24 protein-coding genes and 1 pseudogene are annotated in these 24,428 nt (G+C 42.9%); 21 read left to right on the forward strand and 4 right to left on the reverse strand.

Going from position 1 to position 24,428, the window contains the following annotated elements:
* The first annotated feature begins 45 nt into the window (after positions 1 to 45).
* The 16 genes and pseudogenes from DRED_RS08240 (at position 46) to DRED_RS08305 (ending at position 13,108) form a co-directional block, all read left to right on the forward strand.
* The gene (locus DRED_RS08240) at positions 46 to 408 is read left to right on the forward strand and encodes an ArsR/SmtB family transcription factor (protein ID WP_011877873.1); all 363 of its coding nucleotides are present in this window, start codon (positions 46 to 48) and stop codon (positions 406 to 408) included.
* Between the two features lie 278 nt (positions 409 to 686).
* The gene (locus tag DRED_RS08245) at positions 687 to 1,754 is read left to right on the forward strand and encodes a Fe(3+) ABC transporter substrate-binding protein (protein ID WP_011877874.1); all 1,068 of its coding nucleotides are present in this window, start codon (positions 687 to 689) and stop codon (positions 1,752 to 1,754) included.
* 164 nt (positions 1,755 to 1,918) lie between these two features.
* Positions 1,919 to 3,571, forward strand: a complete 1,653-nt coding sequence (locus DRED_RS08250) for an ABC transporter permease (protein WP_011877875.1) — start codon at positions 1,919 to 1,921, stop codon at positions 3,569 to 3,571.
* Positions 3,555 to 4,190 carry an ABC transporter ATP-binding protein gene (locus tag DRED_RS08255; RefSeq protein WP_011877876.1) on the forward strand — a complete coding sequence of 212 codons (636 nt, stop codon included), beginning with the start codon at positions 3,555 to 3,557 and terminating at the stop codon, positions 4,188 to 4,190. Before DRED_RS08250 ends, DRED_RS08255 begins: the two co-directional genes overlap by 17 nt.
* 105 nt (positions 4,191 to 4,295) lie before the next feature.
* Complete coding sequence (locus tag DRED_RS08260; protein WP_011877877.1) at positions 4,296 to 4,991, forward strand: cytochrome c biogenesis CcdA family protein; 696 nt, start codon at positions 4,296 to 4,298, stop codon at positions 4,989 to 4,991.
* 13 nt (positions 4,992 to 5,004) lie between these two features.
* Positions 5,005 to 5,586, forward strand: coding sequence for a peroxiredoxin family protein (locus DRED_RS08265; protein ID WP_011877878.1), 582 nt, complete (start codon positions 5,005 to 5,007; stop codon positions 5,584 to 5,586).
* Between the two features lie 306 nt (positions 5,587 to 5,892).
* Positions 5,893 to 5,976, forward strand: a pseudogene (locus DRED_RS19760) (hypothetical protein); the annotation flags it as partial.
* 120 nt (positions 5,977 to 6,096) lie between these two features.
* Positions 6,097 to 6,786 carry a methyl-accepting chemotaxis protein gene (locus DRED_RS08270; RefSeq protein ID WP_420794781.1) on the forward strand — a complete coding sequence of 230 codons (690 nt, stop codon included), beginning with the start codon at positions 6,097 to 6,099 and terminating at the stop codon, positions 6,784 to 6,786.
* 15 nt (positions 6,787 to 6,801) lie between these two features.
* Complete coding sequence (locus DRED_RS08275) at positions 6,802 to 7,479, forward strand: type IV pili methyl-accepting chemotaxis transducer N-terminal domain-containing protein (RefSeq protein WP_011877880.1); 678 nt, start codon at positions 6,802 to 6,804, stop codon at positions 7,477 to 7,479.
* 191 nt (positions 7,480 to 7,670) lie between these two features.
* Positions 7,671 to 8,126 carry a DUF4342 domain-containing protein gene (locus DRED_RS08280; RefSeq protein WP_011877881.1) on the forward strand — a complete coding sequence of 152 codons (456 nt, stop codon included), beginning with the start codon at positions 7,671 to 7,673 and terminating at the stop codon, positions 8,124 to 8,126.
* A gap of 274 nt (positions 8,127 to 8,400) precedes the next feature.
* Positions 8,401 to 8,760 carry a histidine kinase dimerization/phospho-acceptor domain-containing protein gene (locus DRED_RS19665; RefSeq protein WP_337998926.1) on the forward strand — a complete coding sequence of 120 codons (360 nt, stop codon included), beginning with the start codon at positions 8,401 to 8,403 and terminating at the stop codon, positions 8,758 to 8,760.
* A 20-nt stretch (positions 8,761 to 8,780) separates the two neighbouring features.
* Entirely contained in the window at positions 8,781 to 9,080 is a 300-nt protein-coding gene (locus tag DRED_RS19670) for a sensor histidine kinase (RefSeq protein WP_337998932.1), read from the forward strand.
* Between the two features lie 278 nt (positions 9,081 to 9,358).
* Positions 9,359 to 10,156, forward strand: coding sequence for an electron transfer flavoprotein subunit beta/FixA family protein (locus DRED_RS08290; protein WP_011877882.1), 798 nt, complete (start codon positions 9,359 to 9,361; stop codon positions 10,154 to 10,156).
* Between the two features lie 24 nt (positions 10,157 to 10,180).
* On the forward strand, positions 10,181 to 11,500 hold the full coding sequence (locus DRED_RS08295) for an FAD-binding protein (RefSeq protein ID WP_011877883.1): 1,320 nt from the start codon (positions 10,181 to 10,183) through the stop codon (positions 11,498 to 11,500).
* Positions 11,493 to 12,788 carry an FAD-dependent oxidoreductase gene (locus tag DRED_RS08300; RefSeq protein ID WP_011877884.1) on the forward strand — a complete coding sequence of 432 codons (1,296 nt, stop codon included), beginning with the start codon at positions 11,493 to 11,495 and terminating at the stop codon, positions 12,786 to 12,788. Before DRED_RS08295 ends, DRED_RS08300 begins: the two co-directional genes overlap by 8 nt.
* Positions 12,788 to 13,108, forward strand: coding sequence for a ferredoxin family protein (locus DRED_RS08305; protein WP_011877885.1), 321 nt, complete (start codon positions 12,788 to 12,790; stop codon positions 13,106 to 13,108). The genes DRED_RS08300 and DRED_RS08305 overlap by 1 nt, the downstream gene beginning before the upstream one ends.
* Positions 13,109 to 13,164: 56 nt before the next feature.
* Here DRED_RS08305 and DRED_RS08310 read toward each other — a convergent pair whose 3' ends face one another.
* Genes DRED_RS08310 through DRED_RS08320 form a run of 3 tightly spaced genes read right to left on the reverse strand, consistent with a single transcriptional unit; the run spans position 13,165 to position 17,308 of the window.
* Positions 13,165 to 14,475 (reverse strand): N-methylhydantoinase A/acetone carboxylase subunit beta-like protein, encoded by a 1,311-nt coding sequence (locus DRED_RS08310; RefSeq protein ID WP_011877886.1) that lies wholly within the window; start codon positions 14,473 to 14,475, stop codon positions 13,165 to 13,167.
* Positions 14,476 to 14,479: 4 nt separating this feature from the next.
* A complete protein-coding gene (locus DRED_RS08315) occupies positions 14,480 to 15,595 on the reverse strand; it encodes a DUF917 domain-containing protein (RefSeq protein WP_011877887.1) in 1,116 nt (371 codons plus the stop codon).
* A gap of 6 nt (positions 15,596 to 15,601) precedes the next feature.
* Positions 15,602 to 17,308, reverse strand: coding sequence for a sigma-54 interaction domain-containing protein (locus tag DRED_RS08320; RefSeq protein WP_011877888.1), 1,707 nt, complete (start codon positions 17,306 to 17,308; stop codon positions 15,602 to 15,604).
* 285 nt (positions 17,309 to 17,593) lie between these two features.
* On the opposite strand from DRED_RS08320, the gene DRED_RS08325 reads away from it, so the two are divergent.
* From DRED_RS08325 to DRED_RS08345, 5 genes are read left to right on the forward strand one after another with little or no spacing between them, the layout of a single operon-like run.
* Positions 17,594 to 18,919, forward strand: a complete 1,326-nt coding sequence (locus DRED_RS08325) for a purine-cytosine permease family protein (protein WP_011877889.1) — start codon at positions 17,594 to 17,596, stop codon at positions 18,917 to 18,919.
* A 26-nt stretch (positions 18,920 to 18,945) separates the two neighbouring features.
* Positions 18,946 to 20,046, forward strand: coding sequence for a DUF917 domain-containing protein (locus DRED_RS08330; RefSeq protein ID WP_011877890.1), 1,101 nt, complete (start codon positions 18,946 to 18,948; stop codon positions 20,044 to 20,046).
* A complete protein-coding gene (locus DRED_RS08335; RefSeq protein WP_011877891.1) occupies positions 20,046 to 21,593 on the forward strand; it encodes a hydantoinase/oxoprolinase N-terminal domain-containing protein in 1,548 nt (515 codons plus the stop codon). The genes DRED_RS08330 and DRED_RS08335 overlap by 1 nt, the downstream gene beginning before the upstream one ends.
* Before the next feature lie 10 nt (positions 21,594 to 21,603).
* Positions 21,604 to 22,425 (forward strand): nitrilase-related carbon-nitrogen hydrolase, encoded by an 822-nt coding sequence (locus tag DRED_RS08340; RefSeq protein ID WP_011877892.1) that lies wholly within the window; start codon positions 21,604 to 21,606, stop codon positions 22,423 to 22,425.
* A 10-nt stretch (positions 22,426 to 22,435) separates the two neighbouring features.
* Positions 22,436 to 23,374, forward strand: a complete 939-nt coding sequence (locus tag DRED_RS08345; RefSeq protein WP_011877893.1) for a DUF1177 domain-containing protein — start codon at positions 22,436 to 22,438, stop codon at positions 23,372 to 23,374.
* 324 nt (positions 23,375 to 23,698) lie between these two features.
* Here DRED_RS08345 and DRED_RS08350 read toward each other — a convergent pair whose 3' ends face one another.
* Entirely contained in the window at positions 23,699 to 24,109 is a 411-nt protein-coding gene (locus tag DRED_RS08350; RefSeq protein ID WP_011877894.1) for a transposase, read from the reverse strand.
* Between the last annotated feature and the right edge of the window lie 319 nt (positions 24,110 to 24,428).

The following is a 24,428-nucleotide window of genomic DNA, read 5'->3' on the forward strand; positions in this document are numbered from 1 at the left end:
TCCAATGGCCTTAGATTATGTAAATACGTATCAGGGGGTGATTTTGTGTCTGAAAGTAAGCTGCCGGATACTTGTGAAATATTCTGTTTTAATGAAAAGAAAGTAGAGCGTCTAAGAACGGAAGTGACGGCCACGGCGGGTCTGGCTGAATTATTCAAAGCACTGGCTGATGATACCCGCATGAAAATAATCTACGCACTATGCCAAGATGAACTGTGTGTTTGCGATGTAGCCACAATTATTGGCTCCACAGTACCTGCTGCTTCTCATCACCTGAGGTATTTGAAAAATGTAGGGTTGGCAAAGCATAGGAAACAAGGAAAAATGGTATTTTACTCCATAAATGATACTTGTGTAAAAACCATTGTTGAAACTGCTCTGGTTCATCACAAACACAAGATTGACTAATAACCTCAACGCCATTCTAAGCTGAATGGCGTTTTTTTACGGAAGCAAAGAAGCATCTCTGCTGTAAGCATTCCTGTAGAAAATGCTTTCTAAATAGTTGACTATTTTACTCGAAATACATATAATAATATCAATGATATTGAAAATCATTATCTATTGAATGGGCGGAGGTGGTGCCAACTTAACTAATACATAAAGCAAATCGTCTGTTATTAACTTTAATTTTGGTACGTTTTTTGGCTCCAGAGAATTCAAACATACTATATGAGGTGTAAGATATGAAAAATATTAAGGCAGTAATGGTTTTTCTAGTTATTACAGCAATGTTAGTGCTTTCCGGTTGCTCAGCATCAAATAATAACACAGCAAGCAAGGAAACTGATAATAAGGAAAATGGCGTTATAAATCTATATACCGACAGACACTATGACACGGACCAGGCACTATTTGATTTATTTACCAAAGAAACCGGCATTAAGGTAAATGTTGTTAAGGCCGAGTCGGATGAATTAATAGAAAGATTAGCAAGGGAAGGGAAAGATACAAAGGCCGATTTATTAATAACTGCCGATGCTGGAAGATTGTACCGGGCTAAAGAGAAAGAATTATTACAAACTACCTCAAGTGAAACCCTATTTAAAAATGTGCCGGAAAATTTGAGAGATAAAGATAACCAATGGTTTGGCTTAACGAAGCGAGCCAGAGTCATTGTTTACGCCAAGGATAGAGTTGACCCAGCCCAGTTGTCTACCTATGAAGATTTAACAGATGCCAAATGGAAGGGAAAAGTATTAGTTAGATCAGCCAATAATATTTACAACCAGTCGTTATTGGCATCCTTTATTGCTCTAAATGGTGAAGATCAAGCCAAGGCGTGGGCTAAAGATTTAGTGGCTAATATGGCCCGGGAGCCAAAGGGTAATGATAGAGACCAGGCTAAAGCGGTGGTGGCAGGAGAAGGGGATGTTGCCATTATGAATACCTACTATGTAGGAAAGATGCTTCATTCCTCTGACCCAGAAGAAGTAAAAGTGGCTAATAAGGTGGCAGTTTTCTTCCCTAACCAGAATACCACTGGTACCCATATCAATGTAAGTGGCGTGGGTTTAACAAAATATGCTAAAAATAAAGACAATGCTATCAAGCTTATGGAATTTTTGTCCAGCGAGAAGGCACAAAAGCAGTTTGCCGAGGCCAATTTTGAATACCCGGTTAATCCCAATGTAGAGCCTTCCGAATTATTAAAATCATGGGGAGATTTTAAAGCGCAGGATATCAATCTTTCATTGTTAGGAGAAAACAATCAAAAAGCCGTTAGAATTTTTAATGAAGTAGGTTGGAAATAGGCAGCAGCCCTAAATGGGCTGCTCCTCTTTATGCGGATCAGAAAGGATAAAACTTGTAATCTACGTAAGGGCAAACTAAGTTTACTTGCACTTTACTAAAGGTCACAACCTAAAGGTTGCAGTCAGGCAAGTAAGCCAAGTTTTTCTAAAGGAAGTGCACAACTATGAAGATGCTTAAAAGATATAACCTAGATCTTTGGTCTATGCTTAGTTTCTTATTTATATCGTTGATTGTAATACCTAGTTTCTATGTTTTTATTAATTTATTCGTACCAGCCAATGAAACTTGGCAACATATAAAAGATTACTTATTAAAGGACTACATTGCCAACTCATTAACCTTGGTATTTTTCACAAGCATATTAACAGCCTTGATAGGAACCAGTTTATCTTGGTTAATTAGTGTATTTAACTTCCCTATGCGAAATTTTTTTAAGTGGGCACTTATTTTACCCCTGGCCATACCTCCCAATATTGCAGCCTACACCTATAGTGGATTACTTAGTTACACAGGCATTATGCAAGTTTCCCTAAGAAATCATTTCAATATTCATTTGCAACCAAAATACTTTGACATCATGAATATAGAGGGAGCAACGTTTATCTTTACCATATGCTTGTTTCCCTACGTCTACACCATTACAAGGGCTTTTTTAGAAAAACAGTCAGCATCACTAATTGAATCTGCCCGTCTCTTAGGAAAAAAACCAACTGAAATCTTTTTCACCATTGTATTACCCTGTACAAGGGCAGCCATTGTTGGATCAGTTAGTTTAGTTATATTAGAAGTATTAAATGACTATGGGGTTGTCCAGTACTTTGGCATTCAAACCTTTAGTACAGCCATATTTAAGACATGGTTTGCTATGGGTGATATAAATTCCGCCGTTAAATTGTCTGCTTCCTTAATGCTTATGGTTCTTACAATGTTATTACTGGAAAAGGCTTTAAGGGGAAGGAAAAAGTACAGTTACACCAATGCCAAGGTTAGACCGATATCCCCAAAGTCACTTACTGGAATAAAAGGATTACTGGCAACTGGTTACTGTCTGGTTATTTTTGCCTTTAGTTTTTTAATTCCTACATTACAGCTTAGCTACTGGTCTTTTCTTTCCTATAAAAACATCCTAGATGCTTCATTTTGGTTGCTCACCATAAACTCGCTAGGGGTTGCACTGGTGACTACTTGCCTAGTAGTTTGCATCGCTGCTATCATTGCCAATTACTGCCGAATTAATGATGGTACTACAGCAAAAATCTATTCAAAAATAATAGTGGCGGGCTATTCTATTCCTGGTGCAGTTATTGCCATAGGTGTATTGGCTTGGTTTATTTTTTTAGATCAACATTTTTATTGGTTTTATAAAATAATCCATCCAGACTCAGCCAAATTGGTTCTCAGTACAAGTATTGTTATCCTGTTCTTTGCCTATGTCATTCGGTTTTTAGCCATGGGTTTTAATACCCTTCAATCGGGTTTTGAAAAGGTTGGCAATAAATTTTATGAAGCGTCTAGAACTTTAGGAGCAACCAAAACAGAGACTTTTTTTAAAGTAGACCTACCCATGATCAAACCAGCCTTCTTTAGTGGTTTTGTATTAGTTTTTGTGGAGGTTATAAAAGAATTACCTTTGACTTTGCTGTTACGACCCTTTAATTTTGATACCCTGGCAACCAAGGTTTTTCAATACGCCAGTGATGAGATGATACATGAAGCAGCGGTACCTTCTATGGTGATTATTATAATCAGCCTTATTTCTATTTACTTCATCCATCATAGAGAAAAAAGGGGGAAAACTGATGTACGTTACGATTAAGGACTTAAGTTTTAAATATAAAAATTCTACAGAGGAAATTATCCAAAGATTTAACTTGCAAATAACTCAAGGAGAAATTATTTCTATTTTAGGTCAGAGTGGCAGTGGCAAAAGTACAATCCTCAGGCTGCTTGCGGGATTGGAAAGACCCTGTGCTGGCACCATTGTTATTAATAATCGGGTAATGGTCGATAGTACAACCTATGTTGAACCAGAGGATCGTGGCGTCGGGATGGTGTTTCAAGATTATGCATTATTCCCTCATATGACCGTAGAACAAAATATTAAATATGGCTTGGGCAAATTGGCTAGAGAAGAACAAGCTAAGCGATTGAAAGAAGTGTTAGAACTGGTAAATCTGAAAGATTTGCAAAGTCGTTACCCCTATGAATTAAGTGGTGGACAACAGCAAAGGGTAGCATTAGCCAGAGCCCTGGCACCTAAACCTTCTGTTTTACTAATGGATGAACCCTTTAGTAATCTAGATGCAGGATTAAAATACACCATTCGAGGGGAATTAAAAAATATAATCAAAAAATCAGGCATTACTTCAATTCTTGTAACCCATGATCGGGAAGATTCAGAAGCTTTAGCCGAGCGGGTTGTACATTTAAAATAACGGGCTGCAGTTAATATATATATAGTGTACACTGTCATATCCGTTGCTGAACTGGATATATAATAGATGGTATCATCATTAAAAAATTAAAAAGTGGTGGTTATAGTGTCTTCAATTCCGTTATATCTGGCCTTTGGTGCAGGTATTGTCTCTTTTTTATCACCTTGTATTTTGCCCCTGGTGCCAGGATACCTTTCTTATTTGGCAGGGGTATCCGTAACCGCAGATTCAACGGAGATCAATAGAAGGCAATTGATAAGCAGGGCTCTATTGTTTAACTTAGGATTTATATTAGTCTTTATCTCGCTGGGGGTGACTGGCAGTTATCTTGGAAAAGTGTTGCTTACCTATAAACCGGTGCTTACTAAAATTGGCGGCATTTTTATCTTTTTAATGGGACTCCATATGACAGGGATTTTGAAATGGAGTACCCTTTATCGAACCTATAAGTTTCATAACAATTCTCCAGTGACAGGACCCCTTGGTGCCCTGCTTTTAGGGGTTACCTTTGCAGCAGGGTGGACACCCTGTGTAGGACCAGTTTTAGGGTCTATCCTAGTTTATGCCGGCATGTCCGGCACAGTTTCAAAGGGAGTGCTTTTACTAGGGGTTTATTCCTTAGGACTGGCTATTCCCTTTATGCTGGCAGCCATTAGTCTTAGTTGGACAGTGAAATACTTGCCTCGGATTAGCAAATATTTGCCATATATTTCATTGGTTAGTGGTATTGTATTGATGATTGTGGGAGGACTGCTGTTCTTCGATATTTTCTCTCGGTTATCTGCGTATTTGACTTTTTAGAGGAGTGGGCCAGATGAAAAAAAATATCTTGTTCTTGGTTATCATAATTGCAATTGCAGCAGGAGTTTTTATCTATCGGAATTATCAGGAAGATGAACTGGTTGGTCAAGTATCTCAGTCGGACTCCGTAACCACCGGGCAGACTGAACAAAAGGAGTTAACCAAAGAGGATAAAACAATGGCTCCTGATTTTAAGCTAAAGGACCTATCGGGCAAGGAATTTTCCTTAGCAGATTTCAGGGAAAAAATAGTGCTGATTAACTTCTGGACCACGTGGTGTCCCTACTGTATTGTGGAAATGCCAGAGATAGAAAAGACCTATCAAAAATACAAAGATAAAGGTTTTGTTGTATTGGCAGTTAATCTTACGGATCAGGAAAAAAATCCGCAAGATCCAGTTAAATTTATAGCCGAAAAAGGTTACAGTTTTCCGGTTTTGCTGGATGAAAAAGGTGAGGTTTCATTGCAATATGCAATTAGAAGTCTACCCACCAGTTTTATCATAGGGCCAGAAGGGGAAATTACCGAAGCAAAGATCGGCCCCTTTGCTCCGATGGAGTTAGAAACCAAAATAAAGGGATTATTAAAGGAATAAAATTAATGGGACTGAAAACAGAGATCTTCTTTTGAGACTCTGTTTATTTTTTGTATAGCTAGAATTATAAACTTTGTAACATGCAAAATTAAGTTAAGTTTTCTAAAAGATCAGTTAACCTGTGATATAGCTAACAGTTTTTATACAAAAAAACCTGTAATTTTATGCCAAGTATTTATTTTGCATTAAATATCGGACATTTAAGCCTATAATAATGTAAGTAATTTGTAATACAAGATTGTTTAAATGGTAATATATTATTGCTATACTGCAGTGAATGGAAAAAATAAGGAGGAGCTACAAGTAATGCCTACAAACAATCAATCACCTTTAAACAGCACCGATGAAATAGGAAAACTTGCCGGGTCATTCGTGACTATGCGGCAAAACCTGCGAGAATTAATTAGTCAATTAGCGGAAAAATCCAACCAAACCAATGATTTAGCCAATACCATGTCCCAGAGCACCAACCAGGTATCTCAGGCGTCCTCCTCAACAGCCGCTACCATTATGCAGATATCAGCAAGTTCAGACAGTGTGGCCGAACGGGCCCAAGGAGTTGCTGCCAAGGCCAGGGAATCAGCGGATTTAGCTGACCAGGGGGCCCATAATATGCAGCAAATGACAACCCAGATGAATTCCATTGCCACCGCTTCCCATGATGCTGTGGCAGCGGCCCAGCGCCTGAATGCAACTTCTAATAGAATTACTCAAATCTTGTCGGTTATTGGAAACATTGCTGACCAAACTAACCTATTGGCCTTAAATGCTGCCATTGAAGCTGCAAGGGCTGGGGAACATGGCAGGGGGTTTGCTGTAGTGGCGGATGAAGTGCGCAAGTTGGCTGAGGAATCTGCCCAGTCTACCAAGGAAATCAGCAGCTTAATTAATGGGATTCAATTTGAAATTACGGAAATTGTCTCAAAGCTGGATAGTACCAGCCAAGAGACTGTCAAAGGAAACGAGATTGTACAGGTAACATCCCAATCTTTTGTACAAATCCATGATGCGGTGAATGAAGTTAGCTCCCAGGTTGAGGATATGGCGGCAGCTACCCAAGAAATATCCAGCGGGGTACAAAATATTGCCGCCGCAGTAGAAGAACAGACCGCAACCCTTGAGGAAATTAATAGTAATATTGAGGTATTGGCCGGCGTATCTGATGATCTGCAAGGTATGGTGAAAAAATTCAAGCTATAAAAAGTGGAGGGTACCATGAAAAATTTAAGCTTAAAGTGGAAGGTATTAGTCCCATTGTTACTGGTGTTAGCCACCACAATTTTGCAAATCAACCTAATTATCGCTATGAACCATGCCCAGCAGGAAGATGCAGTGCGGGTTAATGTTGCCGGTCGGCAGCGAATGCTGAGTCAACGCATGGCAAAGGATGTGTTTGGCTTTGTGTTAACGTCAAACTCCCAGCACCAAGAAGACTTAACAAAGGCCATGGATATTTTTGAACAATCCCTAAATGCTTTAAAAACAGGAGGCCCATTGGAGGTAGGGGGAACTAAGGTAGAGGTAACCAAAACTGAAACCCCGGAAATTTTAAACCTCCTATCGGAAGCCGAAACAAGCTGGCAAGGGATTAAGTCAGATATTGAGGGCATTGCTAGCATTTCCCCAGAGTCCACTGCCAAGGCAGAGGCTATTAATGAACAATTGGTTAAAATGGTAAATACCTTTGATCAGGCAACCAAAATGTACGAAACCGCTTCTGCCGCCACTGTTAAAAAAAATATGACTGTGATTTATGGCTGTGCAGTGGGCTATCTGTTTTTAATATTCTTCTCCTGGCAGATTACAAACAAGTATATCATTAAACCTGTGACAGCATTACAGAGGGCGGCGGAGGATATTGCTAAAGGGGATTTATCAGGGAGCAGCAAATAATAAATTAAGTATCCCAAAGAAAAAACGCCAATAATCTGGCGATTTCTCTTTGGGATAGATTTAGCATTATACTAGATTTTTACGGATGTTTTCGCGGCGTTTTTCTAATCAAATTCTAATTTTTCATTAATAATTCTCTAGCTATTCCTTCCTATAATAAGTTCATATTAAGAATTCTGGAGGGAATAAAAATGACTTTTAATCTAGAACTTGTTGATGAATTGAAAAAAAGAACCAACGTAAGTTATGCCGATGCTAAAGATGCATTGGAACAATGTAACGGGAATTTACTAGAAGCATTAGTGTACCTTGAAAAACATAATAAAATAAATGATCCATCAGAAGAAAAGAGCTTCCTTAACAGAATGAAAAAACTTCTAAAAAAAGGAAACAATACTAGGTTTATTGTTTGCAAAAAAGAAAGAACCATTTTAGATCTATCAGTAACTGTTACGCTGATAATAACTGTTTGTGCCCCTTATATTGTTATGCCGGTCCTGCTTCTTGGTTTAGTAACCGGCCATAGAATGAAGTTTGAAGGGAAAAATGGAGAAGAATTAAAAGTAAATAAAACACTTCATAAGCTCTCTGACGCTGTAGACACAGCAAAGAAAAAATTAAGCGAAGATGATACTGTAACTCAATAACTAAAATGCGTATTGATCTACAAATAACCTACAGTTTAATGTAGGTTATTTTAGTATGGAAAGATTGTAACTGTACAATAGGAATAAGTACAGCTAAGGCTTATTTCATAGAAGCTATAAGACTTATTAGGTATAATTAAATTACTTAAAGAGAAAAGGCCCCACCATAAAAAACTCGGTTTTACAGGTTGATTCTTTAAAACTGGATTTAGCTAAACACTCAGTAACCTTTAACGACAATCCAATAGAATTAACCAAGAGAGAGTTTGATTTGTTGAAATTCCTTTTTGTTTCAGATGCTTCCCATGAATTAAGAACACCCATTTCTGTTATCCAAGGCTATGCCAATTTATTGGATAGATGGGGCAAAGATGATCCATCAGTATTGGAAGAATCTTTGGATTCTATTAAAACAGAAGCAGCTAACATGAAAGATTTAATTGAAAAACTTTTGTTTCTTGCCAGAGGAGACAAAAAAACTTTAAAAATAGAGAAAGAATTATTTTCAATTCATGAATTAATCGATGAAATTATAAAGGAAACAAGATTAATTGATCAATCCCATGAAATTTTAAGCCATCGGGTTGAAACGTTTTTGTTCATGCGGATCGGAAACTTATTAAAGAAGCCTTAAGGAATTTCGTTGATAACAGTATAAAATACTCTCCCGAGGGTGGAACGATTATTATTGACTGCTACGCACAAAATAATCGGGCAATAATTACCATTAAGGATACGGGTATAGGAATTTCTAAAGAGGACCTGCCATTTATATTTAATCGATTTTATAGAGCGGACAAATCAAGGACAAAACAGACTGGCGGTACTGGATTGGGGTTAGCCATAGCGAAGTGGATAATAGAAAGGCATAAAGGAACAATTGGGGTAGACAGTAAAATATCTGAAGGAACAACCATCAAGGTTAATTTGCCAATACAAATTGATAAGAAATGATAAAAAACCTAGACTCGCATCTTGGTTACCTTTATTTTATTGTTAGTAATTGCCAGTTTGGCGTTAGTCAAAAAGAGTATATAATAAAAGCCAAGACTGTTGTCAGATTGCAACAGTCTTGGCTTTTATAAATTTATTTTGCATGTTTTATTTTTGGTAATGAATAGTTAAATTAAAACTGTGATATACCTAACAGATAAACAACGAGTAATATGTTAGTCTGTCATTGCAGATAATTTTCGAAATGTTTAAGAAATTACAACTAGGAGAGGTGACTTATGCATATTCTGGTTTGTGTTAAACAGGTTCCTGATACCACAGAGGTGCGTATCGATCCCGAGACAAACACCCTCGATCGCTCCAGCGCACCAGCCATCATAAACCCATATGATAGCCATGCCGTAGAAGAAGCGGTTAGGATCAAGGAAAAGGTAGGGGGAAAGGTAACTGTTCTCTCAATGGGACCGCCAGCTGCCGTGGAGGTTATTAAAAGATGCATTATGTTAGGGGCAGATGAAGGTTATTTGTTAAGTGATAGAGCCTTTGCTGGTTCAGATACACTGGCCACCAGCTATATCTTGGCAAAGGGTATTGAAGTAATCAGCCACAAGGAGCCTATTGATTTAATTTTCTGTGGTAAGCAGGCCATCGACGGAGATACCGCCCAGGTTGGGCCTGGTATTGCCCGTAGATTGGGTATGCCACAACTCACCTATGTAAAAAATGTGGTGGATGTAGATACAGCCAAAAGAGAGGTTCAAGTTCATCGTAAATTGGATGATGGACATGAAGTGGTGGTATCAAAATTACCTTGTTTAATTACCGTTGAAAAAGAAATTAATGACCTAAGATATGAGTCCCTGCCCAATATGTTGCGGGCTGCCCGCTATCAGCCCACCATTCTGGGAATGACTGATTTGGGTGCCGATCCTGTCAAGATGGGTCTCAAGGGTTCCCCAACTTCGGTTTCTAGAATCTTTGCTCCCAGCCAGCGTGGCGAGGGAGAAATACTAAAGGGTAGTGAACAAGAGATCATTAAGCAGTTAGTACAAAAATTATCCCAACGAGCAATTTAAGAATAGACAGAAGGGGTGATTCAATTGGCAGTTAAAGTATCTTCAGCCTGCATGGGTTGTCAGGCTTGCATTACATCTTGCCCTCACGAGGCACTCTTTATGAATGATGCTGGTGTGTGCCAGGTTATTCCAGAAAAATGTGTGGATTGTGGCGAATGTGTGGAGGTTTGCCCTGTAGAAGCATTATCATCTCCGAAAAACACTGAGGAACCAGCGCCAATAACTACACCAGCAAAAGAAGTTTGTATGGAACAGTCAACAGCTAACCAGACAAATCCTGCACAAGAGGTTGCTCAATTAGAGGGTGAACTAGGACGTTACAAAGGTGTCTGGGTCTTTATCGAGCAAAGGGAAGGGCACATAGCGCCAGTTTCCTTAGAATTGCTAGGGGCAGGCAGACAGTTGGCAGATAAACTGGGTGTAGAGTTAGCCGGTGTTCTGTTGGGTTATAACCTTTCTGGTCTGGAAGCCAGTCTTTATGAATACGGGGCAGACAAGGTTTATCTGGTGGATCACCCCGTATTATGCTATTATCGCACAGAAACCTATATGCAGGTGGTTGGCAAGTTGGTTCAAGAATACTTGCCGGAGATTGTCTTAATGGGTGCCACCACAACCGGGCGTGACTTAGCAGGGGCAGTGGCCACGGAGTTAGCCACCGGGCTTACAGCAGATTGTACGGTCTTGGATATTGATCAGGCTAAACGTCTGCTGCTAGCCACTCGGCCAGCCTTTGGCGGTAATATTATGGCTACCATTGTAGCCAAAAAACATCGCCCCCAGATGGCCACCGTCCGCCCGAAGGTCATGAAAATGGGTGATCCGGTGCCCGGACGACAGGGTGTGCTGGTCAAACCGGAAGTGAGTTTACAAGAAGAGAATCTGTTAACCAGAGTCTTGGAAATTGTGCAGGAATACGGTGAGCAAGCTAACCTCCAGGATGCGGAAATTATTGTTGCTGGCGGTCGCGGACTTGGTGATAAAGAAAGCTTCCATAAAATCTGTGGTAGTTTGGCTGAGGCAATCGGTGGTAAAGTCGGAGGTACCCGGGCTGCTGTTGAAGCGGGCTGGCTTGAGCAAAAATATCAAGTGGGTCAAACCGGGGTTACTGTGGCACCCAAACTTTATTTTGCACTGGGGATTTCTGGAGCTATCCAACACTTGGTGGGCATCCGTGGTTCCGATATCATTATTGCCATTAATTCAGACCCAGAAGCCCCCATTTTTCAAGAGTGTACCTACGGTATTGTGGGGGATGCGTTAAAAATTGTCCCGAACCTAATTAAGCCTCTGCAGGTATTATTAAAAGACAAGGGCAAGAAGGGGGGCATTTGCTGTGCCTGAGAAATTTGATGTAATTGTGGTAGGAGCAGGTGCCGCAGGCCTTGCTGCTGCTTATAAAATGGCTAGAGAAGGTTTAGCTGTGGTGGTAATTGAGCGCGGGGATTACCCTGGAGCTAAAAACGTCATGGGTGGCGTGCTTTACCGTGCAATGATGGAGGAGTTAATCCCGGAGTTTTGGAAAGAGGCCCCCTTACAGCGCCCAGTAGTAGAGCAAAGATTTTGGCTGATGGATGAAGATTCCGTGGTGACCACCAGCTATAAAGGCCAGGAGTGGGCCAAAGAGCCCTACAATTGCTTTACGGTATTCCGGGGTCAATTTGACCAGTGGTTTGCCCGTAAGTGTACAGAGGCGGGGGCCATCATCATTAATGAAACCACTGTAGAGTCTTGCATTGTGGAAAACGAGCGAGTGGTAGGGGTAAGGACCAACCGGCCAGACGGAGATCTTTATGCTAACGTTGTAGTGTTAGCCGATGGGGTGAATTCGCTGTTAGGGAAGCAGTTGGGCTTCCACAGTGAATGGCAGCCTCAGCAAGTGGCTCTGGCGGTTATGGAAGAATTGAAGCTTCCTTCTCAGGTTATTGAAGACCGCTTCAACCTGGACAGCGGTATGGGAGCAACCATTGAAATCTTTGGCGGCGGTACAGTGGGTATGGTGGGAACAGCCTTTATTTATACCAATAAAGAGCATATTTCTATTGGCGTAGGGGCACTGCTCTCCCAGATTCGGGAAGCTAAGGTACGTCCTTATGATTTGCTGGAGAATTTAAAGAATCATCCTGCGGTGCGGCCACTCATTCGTAACAGTGAACCCGTGGAGTACTATGCCCATTTAATTCCCGAGGGCGGCTATAATGCCATCCCTAAACTGGTTGGTGACGGTGTTATGGCCATTGGAGATGCTGCTCAACTGGTAAATGGTATCCACCGGGAAGGTAGCAACCTAGCGATGACCTCTGGTCGTTTGGCTGCCGAGGCCATTATCCGTGCCCATAAGATCGGTGAGTTTAATGAGCGTGCCTTGTCACACTATGAGATTAACCTGCGGGACAGCTTTGTCATAAAGGATTTAAAGAAGTATAAAGATACTTCTCGCCTGTTTGAGAACCAGCCACAGTATTTTAATCAATATATTCCCGCCGCTAACATGGCCCTACGGGAAATGCTGACGGTTGATGGTATTAGTAAAAAGGACAAGCAAAAGCTCATTACCCGTAGGATATTAAGCGGTCGTTCCATGTTTTCGTTAGGTAAAGATATCTATCAAGCTTGGAGGGCGGTGAAATAATGCAAGGGCAAATAAGCAAAAAGCTAAAACATCTCAAGGGTGAAACCAACATCGACGACAAATTATATTTAAACCGTTGGAAGCCGGATCACCAGTCCCATCTTGTAATCAAAGATCCTACTGTATGTGCGGAAAAATGTGCAGGCAAGGACTGTACATTTTTCTGCCCTGCTAGGGTTTATGAGTGGAGAGATGACCGAATTAGTGTGGGGCATGAAGGATGTCTGGAGTGTGGTGCCTGCCGCATAGCCTGCCCCCATGGCAATATCGGGTGGCGTTATCCCCGGGGCGGTTACGGGGTGCAGTTTAGATTAGCTTGACTGGCAAAATGGCAACACCCACTTCACCGGAATATTGGAAGTGGGTGTTTTTTTACTTATTTACAACGACTGAATAAACCAAAACGGATCAGAGCTGCTTGTTCCGGCAGGTAACGGATATAGCGTTCGTCCCAGAATTTTGACCATTCCCCAAGGGACGTTAAATTTTCAGATTGGAGTTCCTGATAAAGCTTTTCCCACAGAGCGGCCTGTATTTCCGAGCGTCTCGGGCCGGTATAATCGGAAAGGTAGCATTCATGTTCGAGGCAAATGGGTGCGACTAAAACCCCTGTTTGGCTGGAGTTAGCCGCTTCCCATACCGGCAAGTAAAGGCGTTGACAAATTCGAAACAAAAGTGTTTTTAACTCCCGTTGGTTCACTTGCAGCACAACTGGTAAAGATTCATCGGCCATATTAAAGGATGCTAATATTTCCTTAATGGCTTCCCGCAAATCATCATAGGGCTGTTTGGCTGGTAATGGGATGGATTGTGTATAGGGGTGGGACAACTTTAATGGCACCTGCTGGCAGTGAAGGGGAGCCATAGGTGCATGGGGCAACCCCTTTTCTGTCATTCCAAAAACCAGTTGTTTATCCCCTTCGATCACCTTAATGACATATCGGGAAAATGGGTGTTCGCTGGACAGAAAACAGGCTGCCAACGGCGCCTTAACTGTATAAATAGGGTACTGGCGTGCCTTTGATTCGGTCATTAACATGCCGTTGCTGCGTAAGGTGAGAATCTTTGCGGTAATACCCAGGCTACCCATAGCCTTAGCCAATTGGTCATAAAATTGGCCAACCCCCAGCACTAATAATGCATTGGTTAATAGTAGATTCTCTCGTTCTGTATAACCAATCTTGTTAAAGATAGTACCCATCACAATCGGTAACGGACCAAGGTGTTTTTCAACCAAAGGACTGACCGTCTGTTTAGTTAAATACCGCCAGGAAAAGAAAGAAGGATTAATGGCCAACAGGTTTATTTTTTTTTTGCCCATACTTTTTATGGCAGCTTCCAGGCTTTCAAAACTATCCACCGTTGCTGTCTCAATCAGTTTTGCCAGGGGAGAGTGTTCAAGGGGAGGATTGTTTCTAGTTATTTTAGGTAGATAACGAATATAGCCAATTCTATGCTTGATAATTTTGCCAACCCCAAAGAGGTTTAAAAAGTCAGTGGTAATGAAGATGGTTTTAATTTCCTGTGGGTTAATGAATGTCTGCTTTAACAATTGGTTTAATCCATTATTGAGGGCATAGGCTAAATCTTCATAGGCCAGCCTAGTGGTTGCTATTATAAGGTCTTCCATGGCCAGCAGGCCAGAAATATGTTTTTCTTCGATCAGAAAACTAATGGAATAATTCATAACCTTAAACCCCGTTGTTGAAATAATAATTTGGATGCAATTGCTCCAAGGGCTCGTACTGGGTCTTATATCCAAAGGTAGATGGACCAATTACTGCCAGGGCCTCTCTGGTACGCAGTTGGTTGGGACAGGGAATACCGATCACAGCGATTTGCCTGCCGGTGTAAATCTCATTATTATTGATGGGTTGCCCCGAGGGATATTCCAAAAAGGAAATAATGTCCGGCACCATGGCCACCATCTTTTCATTGTGATAGGCAAATGCATTTTCGTTTTCAACCAGCACTTGAAAGGTATCGTCCTGATATTGGTTAATTCCCTTAAGAATAATGGATTTTAACTTTAGTGTAGCAATGTTACCGAATTCTACTACGGTGCCGATGAAGAGTTCAATGGCTTGTCCATAAATGGAGTTTTTGGTAATATATTGCAGGCGCCAGAAAGCCTCTTGATAATGATTGTTTTTTAATGCCTGGCCCATTTCCAGGGCAAAGGAAAGGGTGCCTGGAATGATGGCTTCTTTCATTTCTTGTCCGTTCATAGCAAGACCGGCGAAGTATCCTACGCCACCATATTCCACCAGAGTTTTTCGAATATTGTAGTAATGTAAAAAATGATCCTTATAAAACAATAAATTCTCTTTGCCTTCCGAATTGGTAAGGGCAGAAGGGGTACTGGGTTGACCGTAGATGTGGAAAGTGGTCATCTGTAATTCCGGGAAAGCCCGTCCCATGCCATCACCGTCAACCAAAGGGATACCGGTTCTGGCGGCCACCAGTACAGGATAGAGGATATTGATGCCAGCCCCTTCCAGAGCAAAGAGGGCATCGATTTTACGGTTAATATTTTTTTCCAGAAGTTCAATGGCCCGTTCTCCTTCGCTGCCATCCGGCAGGTTTTCTTCCATTAGTTCGGGGGAACCAAGTAAACCAATGGAAGCAACGGTATAGTTGTCCGGCAATTGATGGTAGGGGATTACTTCAACTTGAGACTTGTGCTTTCCCAAGTAATTCTCCAAGGTTGTACTCAAAATAAAGGCATTGCCACCACCGCCGGAACCCAACAGAATGCTGCCCAGGGATAATGGTAAAATATCTTGAACAATGAGGATTTCGGCCATCTTTGCTTACTCCTTTAGTTTATATTTTTTAATTCGACGGTAGAGGGTGGCCAAACTAACTCCTAAAGCAGCCGCTGCCTTTTTCTTTCCATCAGTATGCCAACCGAAACGATTTAGCATCTGAATAAGTTCTGCTTGAGACCGTTGTCCACTGCTTTTTCGAGTTTGAGGCTCCACTGGCTGGATACCAATTGGTTGATTTTCCTCTTTGATTGGTTGTTGAATGGTGATTGGCAAATCCTCCGGAGAAATAATATCTTGGTTGTGAATATTAACCAGATATTCCACCAAATTTTCCAGTTCTCGGATGTTGCCCGGCCAATGATATTTTACTAACTGTTGCAAGGCGGCGTAAGACAAAATCTTAAAGGGTTTCTTTAACAAGATACAGTATTTTCTTAAATAATAATGAAGCAGTAGTTCAGTGTCTTCCGGGCGTTGTCGCAAGGGTGGAATAAAAATGGGGATGACATTTAAACGAAAAAACAAGTCTTCCCGGAAGGTACCTGTTCCGATCATTTCCTCCAAATTACGGTGGGTGGCAGCGATCAAACGCACATTAATGGGCAGGGGATAGGAGCACCCCACGGGTTCAATGTTTTTTTCTTGGATCACCCTTAAAAGTTTTGCCTGTAGTGTTAATGGCATATCGCCAATTTCATCTAGGAAAAGGGTGCCATTATTGGCAAGCTCCACCTTACCCGGTTTTCCCCCTTTTCTGGCCCCGGTGAAGGACCCTTCTTCATAACCAAACAATTCACTTTCCAAAAGAGCCTCAGGAATAGCGGCACAGTTAATGGCTACAAAGGGCCCGCTATTTCTTGAACTTAATTCATGAATGGAATGGGCAAATAATTCCTTGCCTGTTCCGCTTTCACCCCGCAGCAAAACAGTGGATTCGGATTTAGCAACTTGTTTGATAATCTCAAGAATTTTTTGCAGGGCGGGACCTTTGCCGATAATCCCAGGGAACACTGGGGACCGTTGGGTCCTTTGTGGTAGAGGGCTAATCGTGTCAAAGTTCTGGGTATGGCAGATGGCACCAATGAATTTTTTATCCTGATAAAAGTTTTTCACCTTGATCTGGATAGGGGACAGGGCTGAATTGAATTGATGTCCCTGGGTATGGATGTCCTTTAGATCCCTTTTGTGATGATAGTGATGGGCCAGATTGAGTTGTTCGGCCCTTTCGTTGAGAGTGCTGATTTTTTTTTGCTCATCCAACAAGACGATGCCCTCTGGGACAAGGGATAAAAGATAATTGAGCTGTTGAGTATGCAACAACTCCTTTTGTTTATAGACACCTTCTTTGATTAAAAATTCAAAATAACGAGCATAGCTTTTCAGGTGGCGCAGCCATTGGTTTAAACCCATTACCTGCATGGAGGTCAGGGATTCTAGAGGAAATTGCAAGCAAAGACCGCTGCCGGATGTCAATGAATTTTCCGCAAAGGGGAAAAATAACTCAAGGGCCAAGGAGCACATATCGATCACCGGACATTGGGCACAGAGGTGGTGCTGTCTGGGGGAATTAATCATAATGGCAGAATTTTGTCGTTTAGCTTCCTCGATAATGGGCCAGTCATTCAACTGGCTAAGTGGGTTTGGCAAAGATGTATAGATTATTTTCCTCTGGTACCAAAGGGTGACCTGACAGGGTAGCAGATTTTTTAAACTGTTAATGGCAGAAGTAATTACCCCGCTGTAAGTCATGTTGTTTCCTCCGAGTATGTAATAACTATACTATAAACCAAATTGAGAATAATTGACAACACGACGATTATTGATAATTAATGCGAAATAATGAGAAATAGGCCAATGAATCTTAAAAATGTAGTTAAAAAATGAGAAAAATGATTCTAAAATGAGAATTTACGCTATCAATTAGCTCTTTAGTGAGGAAAAGAGTGATAAAATTAATGGCACTGGTTTTGCATATGACACAGGTGGAGGGTGTCTACCCCAGACGTAATTTTATCTTTTTGAGGAGGAGTTTTTATGTCAAATGTACACGGGGGCGATGATTACTCGTTGTCCAGAGTTCCTATGGATGCTCGGCGGCCCATGTGGGAGGTGTTAGTGATCCGAATTGGTTCCCTTGCCTGTGTTTCACAGCTTATGTTGGGAGCGGCCTTGGGTTACGGTATGACCTTTTGGGGTGCCTTTTGGGCAACCATGGTGGGGAGCGTACTGCTTCAGGTAGTTAGTTATGCACTGGGGGCCGCTGCTGCCAGGGAAGGTATGTCCACCAGTTTGCTATCCCGCTGGGCAGGTTTTGGCAAAATGGGTTCCTCGATTATCGGGGGCGTAATTGCCATTGCCCTGATGGGCTGGTTTGGTGTACAAAACTCTGTTTTTGCAGAGGGACTATTAAAGGCGACGGGTATTTTTAATATCCAGATTTGGGCCATGATTACCGGTCTGGCTGTAACCATTATTGTTGTTTTTGGTTTTCGTTTGTTAAGTATTACGGCCAATATTTCGGTTCCTTTATTTATCTTAGCAGTGGGTTTTGCTATGGCTCATGTGTTGGCCGGACACGATGTGGGTCAATTGATTCATGCTAAACCCGCCGGTGAACCCCTGAGTTTTGCTGTGGCCACCACAATGGTGGCAGGTGGTTTTATGATTGGTGCGGTGATTACGCCTGACCTCAGCCGTTTTATGAGATCGGAAAAAGATGTGTTTTGGATGACTTTGATTGGAACCTTTGTGGGTGAATTAGGCATGAACATGATGTCTGTTTTAATGGCTCTGGCGGTTCGCTCCAGTGATATTGTAACCATTATGCTTTCATTGGCCGGCTGGATTGGGGCCGCCATCGTTATTTTCTCAACTATTAAATTAAATGATATTAACCTTTATTCTTCAAGCTTGGGCATAACCAATATGCTAAATGCCCTTTTCCAGTGGAAAGTAAACCGTGTTGCTGCCACCTGGGCCATTGGTATTATCGGAACCGTTCTTTCGATGATTGGAATTATCAGTTACTTTGTTAATTTCTTAGTCTTACTGGGCGTTGCGGTGCCCCCGGTGGCCGGCATTATGTTTGTTGATTATTACATATTAAAAAGAAACCGCCGTATCCTGGATGAGAGCAGAGAGAGAAATGCTTTACCTGCGGAATGTGAGATATGGAATCCTGTAACAATGGCGGCTTGGATACTTGCTTTCCTGGTGGGCTATTTCGTTACCGATACCGGGATTCCGGCCATCAATTCTCTTGTGGTGGGTGGACTTGGTTACTACATAGGAATGAAAGTATATGGGCTGGTATCAAACCAGAGCATTGTTGAATTTACTAAAACCAATGAAACTGTTTAATTCTACACTCAAAGGAGAGACATTAAATGCGTATCTTAGATATTCAAGCCATTGAAGATATTGCCCTGGGTGCAGCTTTGCTCGGCACCGGCGGCGGCGGTGACCCCTACGTCGGGAAACTTATGGCCATTCAAGCTGTGGAAGAATTTGGCCCCATTCAGCTTTTGGAACCCCATGAGGTGCCCGATGAGGCTTTGATTGTGCCAACGGCCATGATGGGTGCACCCACCGTACTGGTGGAAAAGGTACCCAACGGTGAAGAGGCGATCCATGCCTTCAACTCACTGGCAAAAACCCTGGGAACCAAGGTTTTTGCCACCATTCCCATTGAAGCCGGCGGAGTTAACTCCATGATTCCCTTGGCCCTGGCTGCCCGCATGGGAATTCCGGTGGTGGACACCGATGGCATGGGCAGAGCCTTTCCGGAACTACAAATGGTGACCTTTCACCTAAACGATATCTCTGCCACCCCCATGGTCCTCTGTGATGAAAAGGGGAACAGTATAATGTTGGATACCGTTGATAATGTTTGGACCGAGCGATTGGCCAGAAATGCCACGGTGGTAATGGGCGGCTCGGTTATGTTAGCCATTTATCCCATGAGTGGTTCGCAAATGAAACTAAGTGGTATCCATGGCATTATCACGTTAACCGAGCAAATTGGCCGGGCTATCCGGGAAGCAAAAATAAATCGGGTGGACCCCATCAAAACGGTGCTGAGGATAACAGGTGGTTATGAGCTGTTCCGGGGTAAGGTTATGGATGTGGCCCGTAGGACTGAAGGTGGTTTTGCCAGAGGAGAAAGTAAACTGGAGGGTACAGATGGCTATAAAAGTCAAACCCTTACCCTTCATTTCCAAAATGAACACCTGATTGCCAGGACAGAAAAAGAAGTACTGGCCACCACACCAGATTTAATTGCGGTCCTAGATGCAGAGACGGCCCGTCCCGTTACCACAGAGGGATTAAGATATGGCGCCAGGGCTGTGGTCATTGGTATTCCCTGCCATCCCCATTGGCGCACAGAAAAGGGTATAGCCACAGTGGGGCCCCGATATTTTGGCTATGACATTGACTATATTCCCTTAGAAAACAGAATTTCCAACAGCAGGGGAGGGCACCAGTAATGAGTTACAGAATTGGTATTGACGTTGGCGGCACCAATACGGATGCCGTAATTTTAGATGAAAACTTAACTCCAGTGGCCAAAACCAAGACACCCACCACAGCAGATGTTTCCACTGGTATCTATCAGGCCATGTCCATGGTACTGCAACAAGGAGTGGTGGATCGCAGCAAGATCAAATATGCCATGCTTGGCACAACCCATTGCACAAATGCTGTGGTAGAACGCAAACGGTTGAATAAAGTGGCAGTCATCCGCCTCGGTTTACCGGCCACCGGTGCCATTAAGCCCTTAACTGGTTGGGCCAGCGACCTGAGACAAGCCATTGGCAATCAGCAGTTTCTGGTAAGGGGCGGTCACGAATTTGACGGCAGAGAAATATCCCCCCTAGATGGAAAAAGGCTGCGGGAAATTGCCCAAGAAATTAAAGGGAAAGCGAACTCCATTGCCATTACCTCGGTTTTTTCACCAGTCACAAATAACCATGAACTGAGGGCGGCGGAAATAATGAAGGAAGAGTTGGGTGACATTCCGGTATCCCTTTCCCATGAAATAGGCAGCATTGGTCTTTTGGAGCGGGAAAATGCAACGGTGTTAAATGCTTCTTTGGTTGATGTTGCCCGGACCACTGCGGATGGTTTTGTATCGGCCCTGCAAAGGGAGGGTATTGATGCCAGAGTTTACTTTGGGCAAAATGATGGAACTTTAATGGCTGTGGAATATGCCACCCGTTATCCTATCCTCACCATCGCCTGCGGGCCGACAAACAGTATTCGTGGTGCTTCCTATTTGGCCAAGCATAAGAACGCCCTGGTGGTTGATGTGGGTGGCACCACCACGGATGTTGGGGTGCTGGTGAATGGTTTCCCCCGGGAATCATCCATCGCAGTGGAAATTGGTGGTGTACGCACCAATTTCCGTATGCCTGACCTGATTTCCATTGGATTAGGCGGCGGCACCATTGTTCGAAATGATCAAGGCATCACCATTGGTCCCGATAGTGTGGGTTATCGCATTACCGAGGAAGCTTTGATCTTTGGTGGGCAAGCCCTGACCACCTCGGATGTGGTCACCGCCCTTGGTCTGGCTTCCATGGGAGATGCGGCTAAGGTTAAAGACCTGCCCAAGGATACACTAAATGAGGCTTACCGAAAGATGGTGGCCATGACTGAAGATGTCATTGACCGCATGAAAACCAGCTCAGATCCCATTCCAGTTATCCTGGTTGGAGGTGGCAGTATCATCCTGCCCGATCAATTGGCCGGGGCCTCCGAGGTAATACGTCCGGACCATTACGATGTTGCCAATGCCATTGGCTCCGCCATTGCCCAGGTAAGTGGGCAGGTGGAAAGGGTTTTCTCCATTGACGAAATGGGTCGGGAGGGTGCCCTGCAAAGGGCCAAGCAAATGGCGGTAGAAGAAGCCATAAAGGCTGGGGCAGATCCGGACAGCATTGATATTGTTGAAATCGAAGATGTCCCGTTGGCTTATTTGCCGGGCAATGCTACAAAAATTAGGGTAAAGGCTGCCGGTAATCTGGTGGTATAGAGGATAGAAGATGAAAAGACCTTTAACCATTGGTTTAATTCAAATGGATTGCGTACTGGGGGATGTTGCAGCCAATGTGGCTAAGGCCATAGAGAGGATACGGCAAGCTGCGGCAATGGGAGCACAAATTATTTGCCTGCCGGAACTTTGTACCACGGGCTACCGACCAGACCTGCTAGAGGATAAACTCTGGGAACTAACGGAACCAGTACCTGGTCCCACCACGGATGTATTTAGCCAGTTAGCTAAGGAACTGGGAATATACATTATTTTGCCCATGAACGAAAAGGGTGCAGTGCCGGGGATGATTCATAATTCCGCTGTCTTTATAGATAAAGATGGAGAAGTACAGGGCGTGTTCCGTAAGGCCCATGCCTATGCAACCGAACGCTATTACTTTACAGACGGCAACCATTACCCAGTTTTTCAAACAGAGTTTGGTAAGGTGGGGGTTATGATCTGTTACGATATGGGTTTCCCTGAAGTGGCAAGAATACTGACCCTGAAGGGGGCCGAAGTGATTTTTGCTCCTTCGGCCTGGCGTCAGGAGGATGAAGACATTTGGGATATTAACATTGCAGCCCGGGCTCTGGAAAACAGACTCTTTGTGGCAGCGGTAAACAGAGTGGGCAGAGAAGGCGATGTCGTTATGCATGGCAAAAGCAAGATTGCCAATACCCGGGGAAAAACCCTGGCGGAAGCAGCCCGCTTTGAGGAAGATATTCTTGTGGCTACGGTGGACTTGCATGAACTGATTGCAGGGCGCAGGGAAACCCCCTATTTGAAGGATCGTAAACCTGCCAGTTATGGTTTGATTACGCAAATAAATTAAGGAGTTTATCATGTTAAAACAGGTATTGGAAATTTATGAATTATTGGATAGCTCAATGGTAACCGGGCAGCAAGTGGCAGAGCTGCTCCAATCCCGGGGGGCTGACAAGGTTACAGTGGAACTGGTGCAGGGCAAAGAAGGATCTACCGATTTTATCCGTATTGATGTGCCAGGTACCAATGGTAAGATAGTAGGGGGAACGGCACCAACTTTGGGAATTATTGGTCGGTTAGGTGGTATTGGTGCCAGACCCGAGCGAATTGGTCTGGTATCCGATGCCGATGGGGCCATTGCGGCCCTGGCCGTGGCCCTGAAGCTAGCAGAAATGGGGGAAAAGGGCGATCAACTGCCAGGGGATGTAATTATTACCACCCATATTTGTCCCCATGCCCCAACTCAGCCCCACGACCCCGTACCTTTCATGGGATCACCGGTGGATATGGAAACCATGAATCGGTACGAAGTGGACCCTGCCATGGATGCCATACTGTCCATTGACACCACCAAGGGTAACAGGGTGATTAACCACCGGGGCGTTGCTATCTCTCCCACCATCAAAGAGGGCTATATATTACGGGTCAGTGATGATTTATTAAACACCTTACAGATTACCAGCGGCCGCTTACCGGTAACCTTCCCGGTGGCCCTGCAGGATATCACTCCCTATGGTAATGGTTTACACCATATCAATAGCATTCTTCAGCCTTCAGTGGTAACCAACTCACCGCTGGTGGCTGTGGCCATCACCAGTGAAGTAACGGTGCCTGGTTGTGCCACCGGGGCAAGCCATGAAACAGATATTACAGCAGCGGCTAAATTCTCTCTGGAAGTGGCCAAAGAATACGGTGCCGGACGCTGCCGTTTTTATGACACCGAGGAATTTGCACTTTTGCAAAGGCTGTATGGTTCGTTAGAACAGTTCCAAAGCCTGGGCCAACAAGATTCGTAAAATTAAAAGGTATTAAGCAAAAAACAGGACCCTAGAAGGATATTCTCCGGGCCTGTTTTTTGCTTTTTATAAAGAAAGAAAAGATAATATAGAATTTTTTACCTAAATAAAAGGGTGTGATAATAACTATAAAGAATCACTAGTGTTGCATAAAAAAATTTGTTTTGTCAAGTACTCAACTTTCCCAGAAGAAAAAAGCCCATTATCCTAGGTATAACCTAGCATAGGCCGGTTTAACTACTAATATTGACAACTTAGGCTACGCTTGCAACAGTGGGTAAAAGACTTTTCCTTATATATGTAGGTAATTGCTGTAACCATTTCTCAACTTTTTCGGCAACAGTTCTTGATTGGAGGCTCTACCGTATCTCCCTTTACGATGGAGTCAATTATAGTTAACAATTGGGTAAGGGCCGTTTGATAATCAACTTCCTTTACCTCATCGCACAATAAAAAGAAGAGTTCCCCTAGTGACTTAGGGTCTGTATTATGCCGTGATTCCCAAGATAAAACAATATACCGAATAAAAATAATGCTGGTGTGGGCTACCATCATATCATATGAACGGCCTTGAAACTCTTTAGACAACTGCAAGTGAGATTTTGCAACCTTGAAAAAGGTTTCTATATCCCAGTGCATCCCATAAAGACGTACAATCTCCTCATTTGATAATGTACTATCAGTGCTGAGCAAAGCTAACCATTGACGGTCTTGATGTTTATTTCTTACAAACACGATTTTAGCCCTTGTTCCTTCGCAAAAGGGTTACCTTTCAGTGCAAAAACTATATTTTCGAAATTTAAACAGAGCTTTGAAAAATTCTAAGTCCTTAGAACCAGGAATTACGCGGTATTAAAGGCGCCTACCGAAGTCGGTTACAATTACCACCCGATTATCAAGGGGACTGGCTGTGTACCAGTCCCTAGAGCTAATCATAAGTAAGTTTACGACCTATTATCTCCTCAGCTTTTTCCCTGGAAATTTGGTTCCACACAGGGGATCTAAATCCAAAGGTATCGTCGATTTTAAATTTTACAAAATTAAAAATTTCAGA

Source organism: Desulforamulus reducens MI-1 (assembly GCF_000016165.1).
Taxonomy (GTDB): domain Bacteria; phylum Bacillota; class Desulfotomaculia; order Desulfotomaculales; family Desulfotomaculaceae; genus Desulfotomaculum; species Desulfotomaculum reducens.

Excerpts from the sequence above, each read along its gene's own strand:
- DRED_RS08245 (WP_011877874.1), top strand. The coding sequence starts at position 687 with ATGAAAAATATTAAGGCAGTAATGGTTTTTCTAGTTATTACAGCAATG.
- DRED_RS08250 (WP_011877875.1), top strand. The coding sequence starts at position 1,919 with ATGAAGATGCTTAAAAGATATAACCTAGATCTTTGGTCTATGCTTAGT.
- DRED_RS08255 (WP_011877876.1), top strand. The coding sequence starts at position 3,555 with ATGTACGTTACGATTAAGGACTTAAGTTTTAAATATAAAAATTCTACA.
- DRED_RS08265 (WP_011877878.1), top strand. The coding sequence starts at position 5,005 with ATGAAAAAAAATATCTTGTTCTTGGTTATCATAATTGCAATTGCAGCA.
- DRED_RS08270 (WP_420794781.1), top strand. The coding sequence starts at position 6,097 with ATGCAGATATCAGCAAGTTCAGACAGTGTGGCCGAACGGGCCCAAGGA.
- DRED_RS08275 (WP_011877880.1), top strand. The coding sequence starts at position 6,802 with ATGAAAAATTTAAGCTTAAAGTGGAAGGTATTAGTCCCATTGTTACTG.
- DRED_RS08280 (WP_011877881.1), top strand. The coding sequence starts at position 7,671 with ATGACTTTTAATCTAGAACTTGTTGATGAATTGAAAAAAAGAACCAAC.
- DRED_RS08290 (WP_011877882.1), top strand. The coding sequence starts at position 9,359 with ATGCATATTCTGGTTTGTGTTAAACAGGTTCCTGATACCACAGAGGTG.
- DRED_RS08305 (WP_011877885.1), top strand. The coding sequence starts at position 12,788 with ATGCAAGGGCAAATAAGCAAAAAGCTAAAACATCTCAAGGGTGAAACC.
- DRED_RS08310 (WP_011877886.1), bottom strand. The coding sequence starts at position 14,475 with ATGAATTATTCCATTAGTTTTCTGATCGAAGAAAAACATATTTCTGGC.
- DRED_RS08315 (WP_011877887.1), bottom strand. The coding sequence starts at position 15,595 with ATGGCCGAAATCCTCATTGTTCAAGATATTTTACCATTATCCCTGGGC.
- DRED_RS08320 (WP_011877888.1), bottom strand. The coding sequence starts at position 17,308 with ATGACTTACAGCGGGGTAATTACTTCTGCCATTAACAGTTTAAAAAAT.
- DRED_RS08325 (WP_011877889.1), top strand. The coding sequence starts at position 17,594 with ATGTCAAATGTACACGGGGGCGATGATTACTCGTTGTCCAGAGTTCCT.
- DRED_RS08330 (WP_011877890.1), top strand. The coding sequence starts at position 18,946 with ATGCGTATCTTAGATATTCAAGCCATTGAAGATATTGCCCTGGGTGCA.
- DRED_RS08335 (WP_011877891.1), top strand. The coding sequence starts at position 20,046 with ATGAGTTACAGAATTGGTATTGACGTTGGCGGCACCAATACGGATGCC.
- DRED_RS08340 (WP_011877892.1), top strand. The coding sequence starts at position 21,604 with ATGAAAAGACCTTTAACCATTGGTTTAATTCAAATGGATTGCGTACTG.
- DRED_RS08345 (WP_011877893.1), top strand. The coding sequence starts at position 22,436 with ATGTTAAAACAGGTATTGGAAATTTATGAATTATTGGATAGCTCAATG.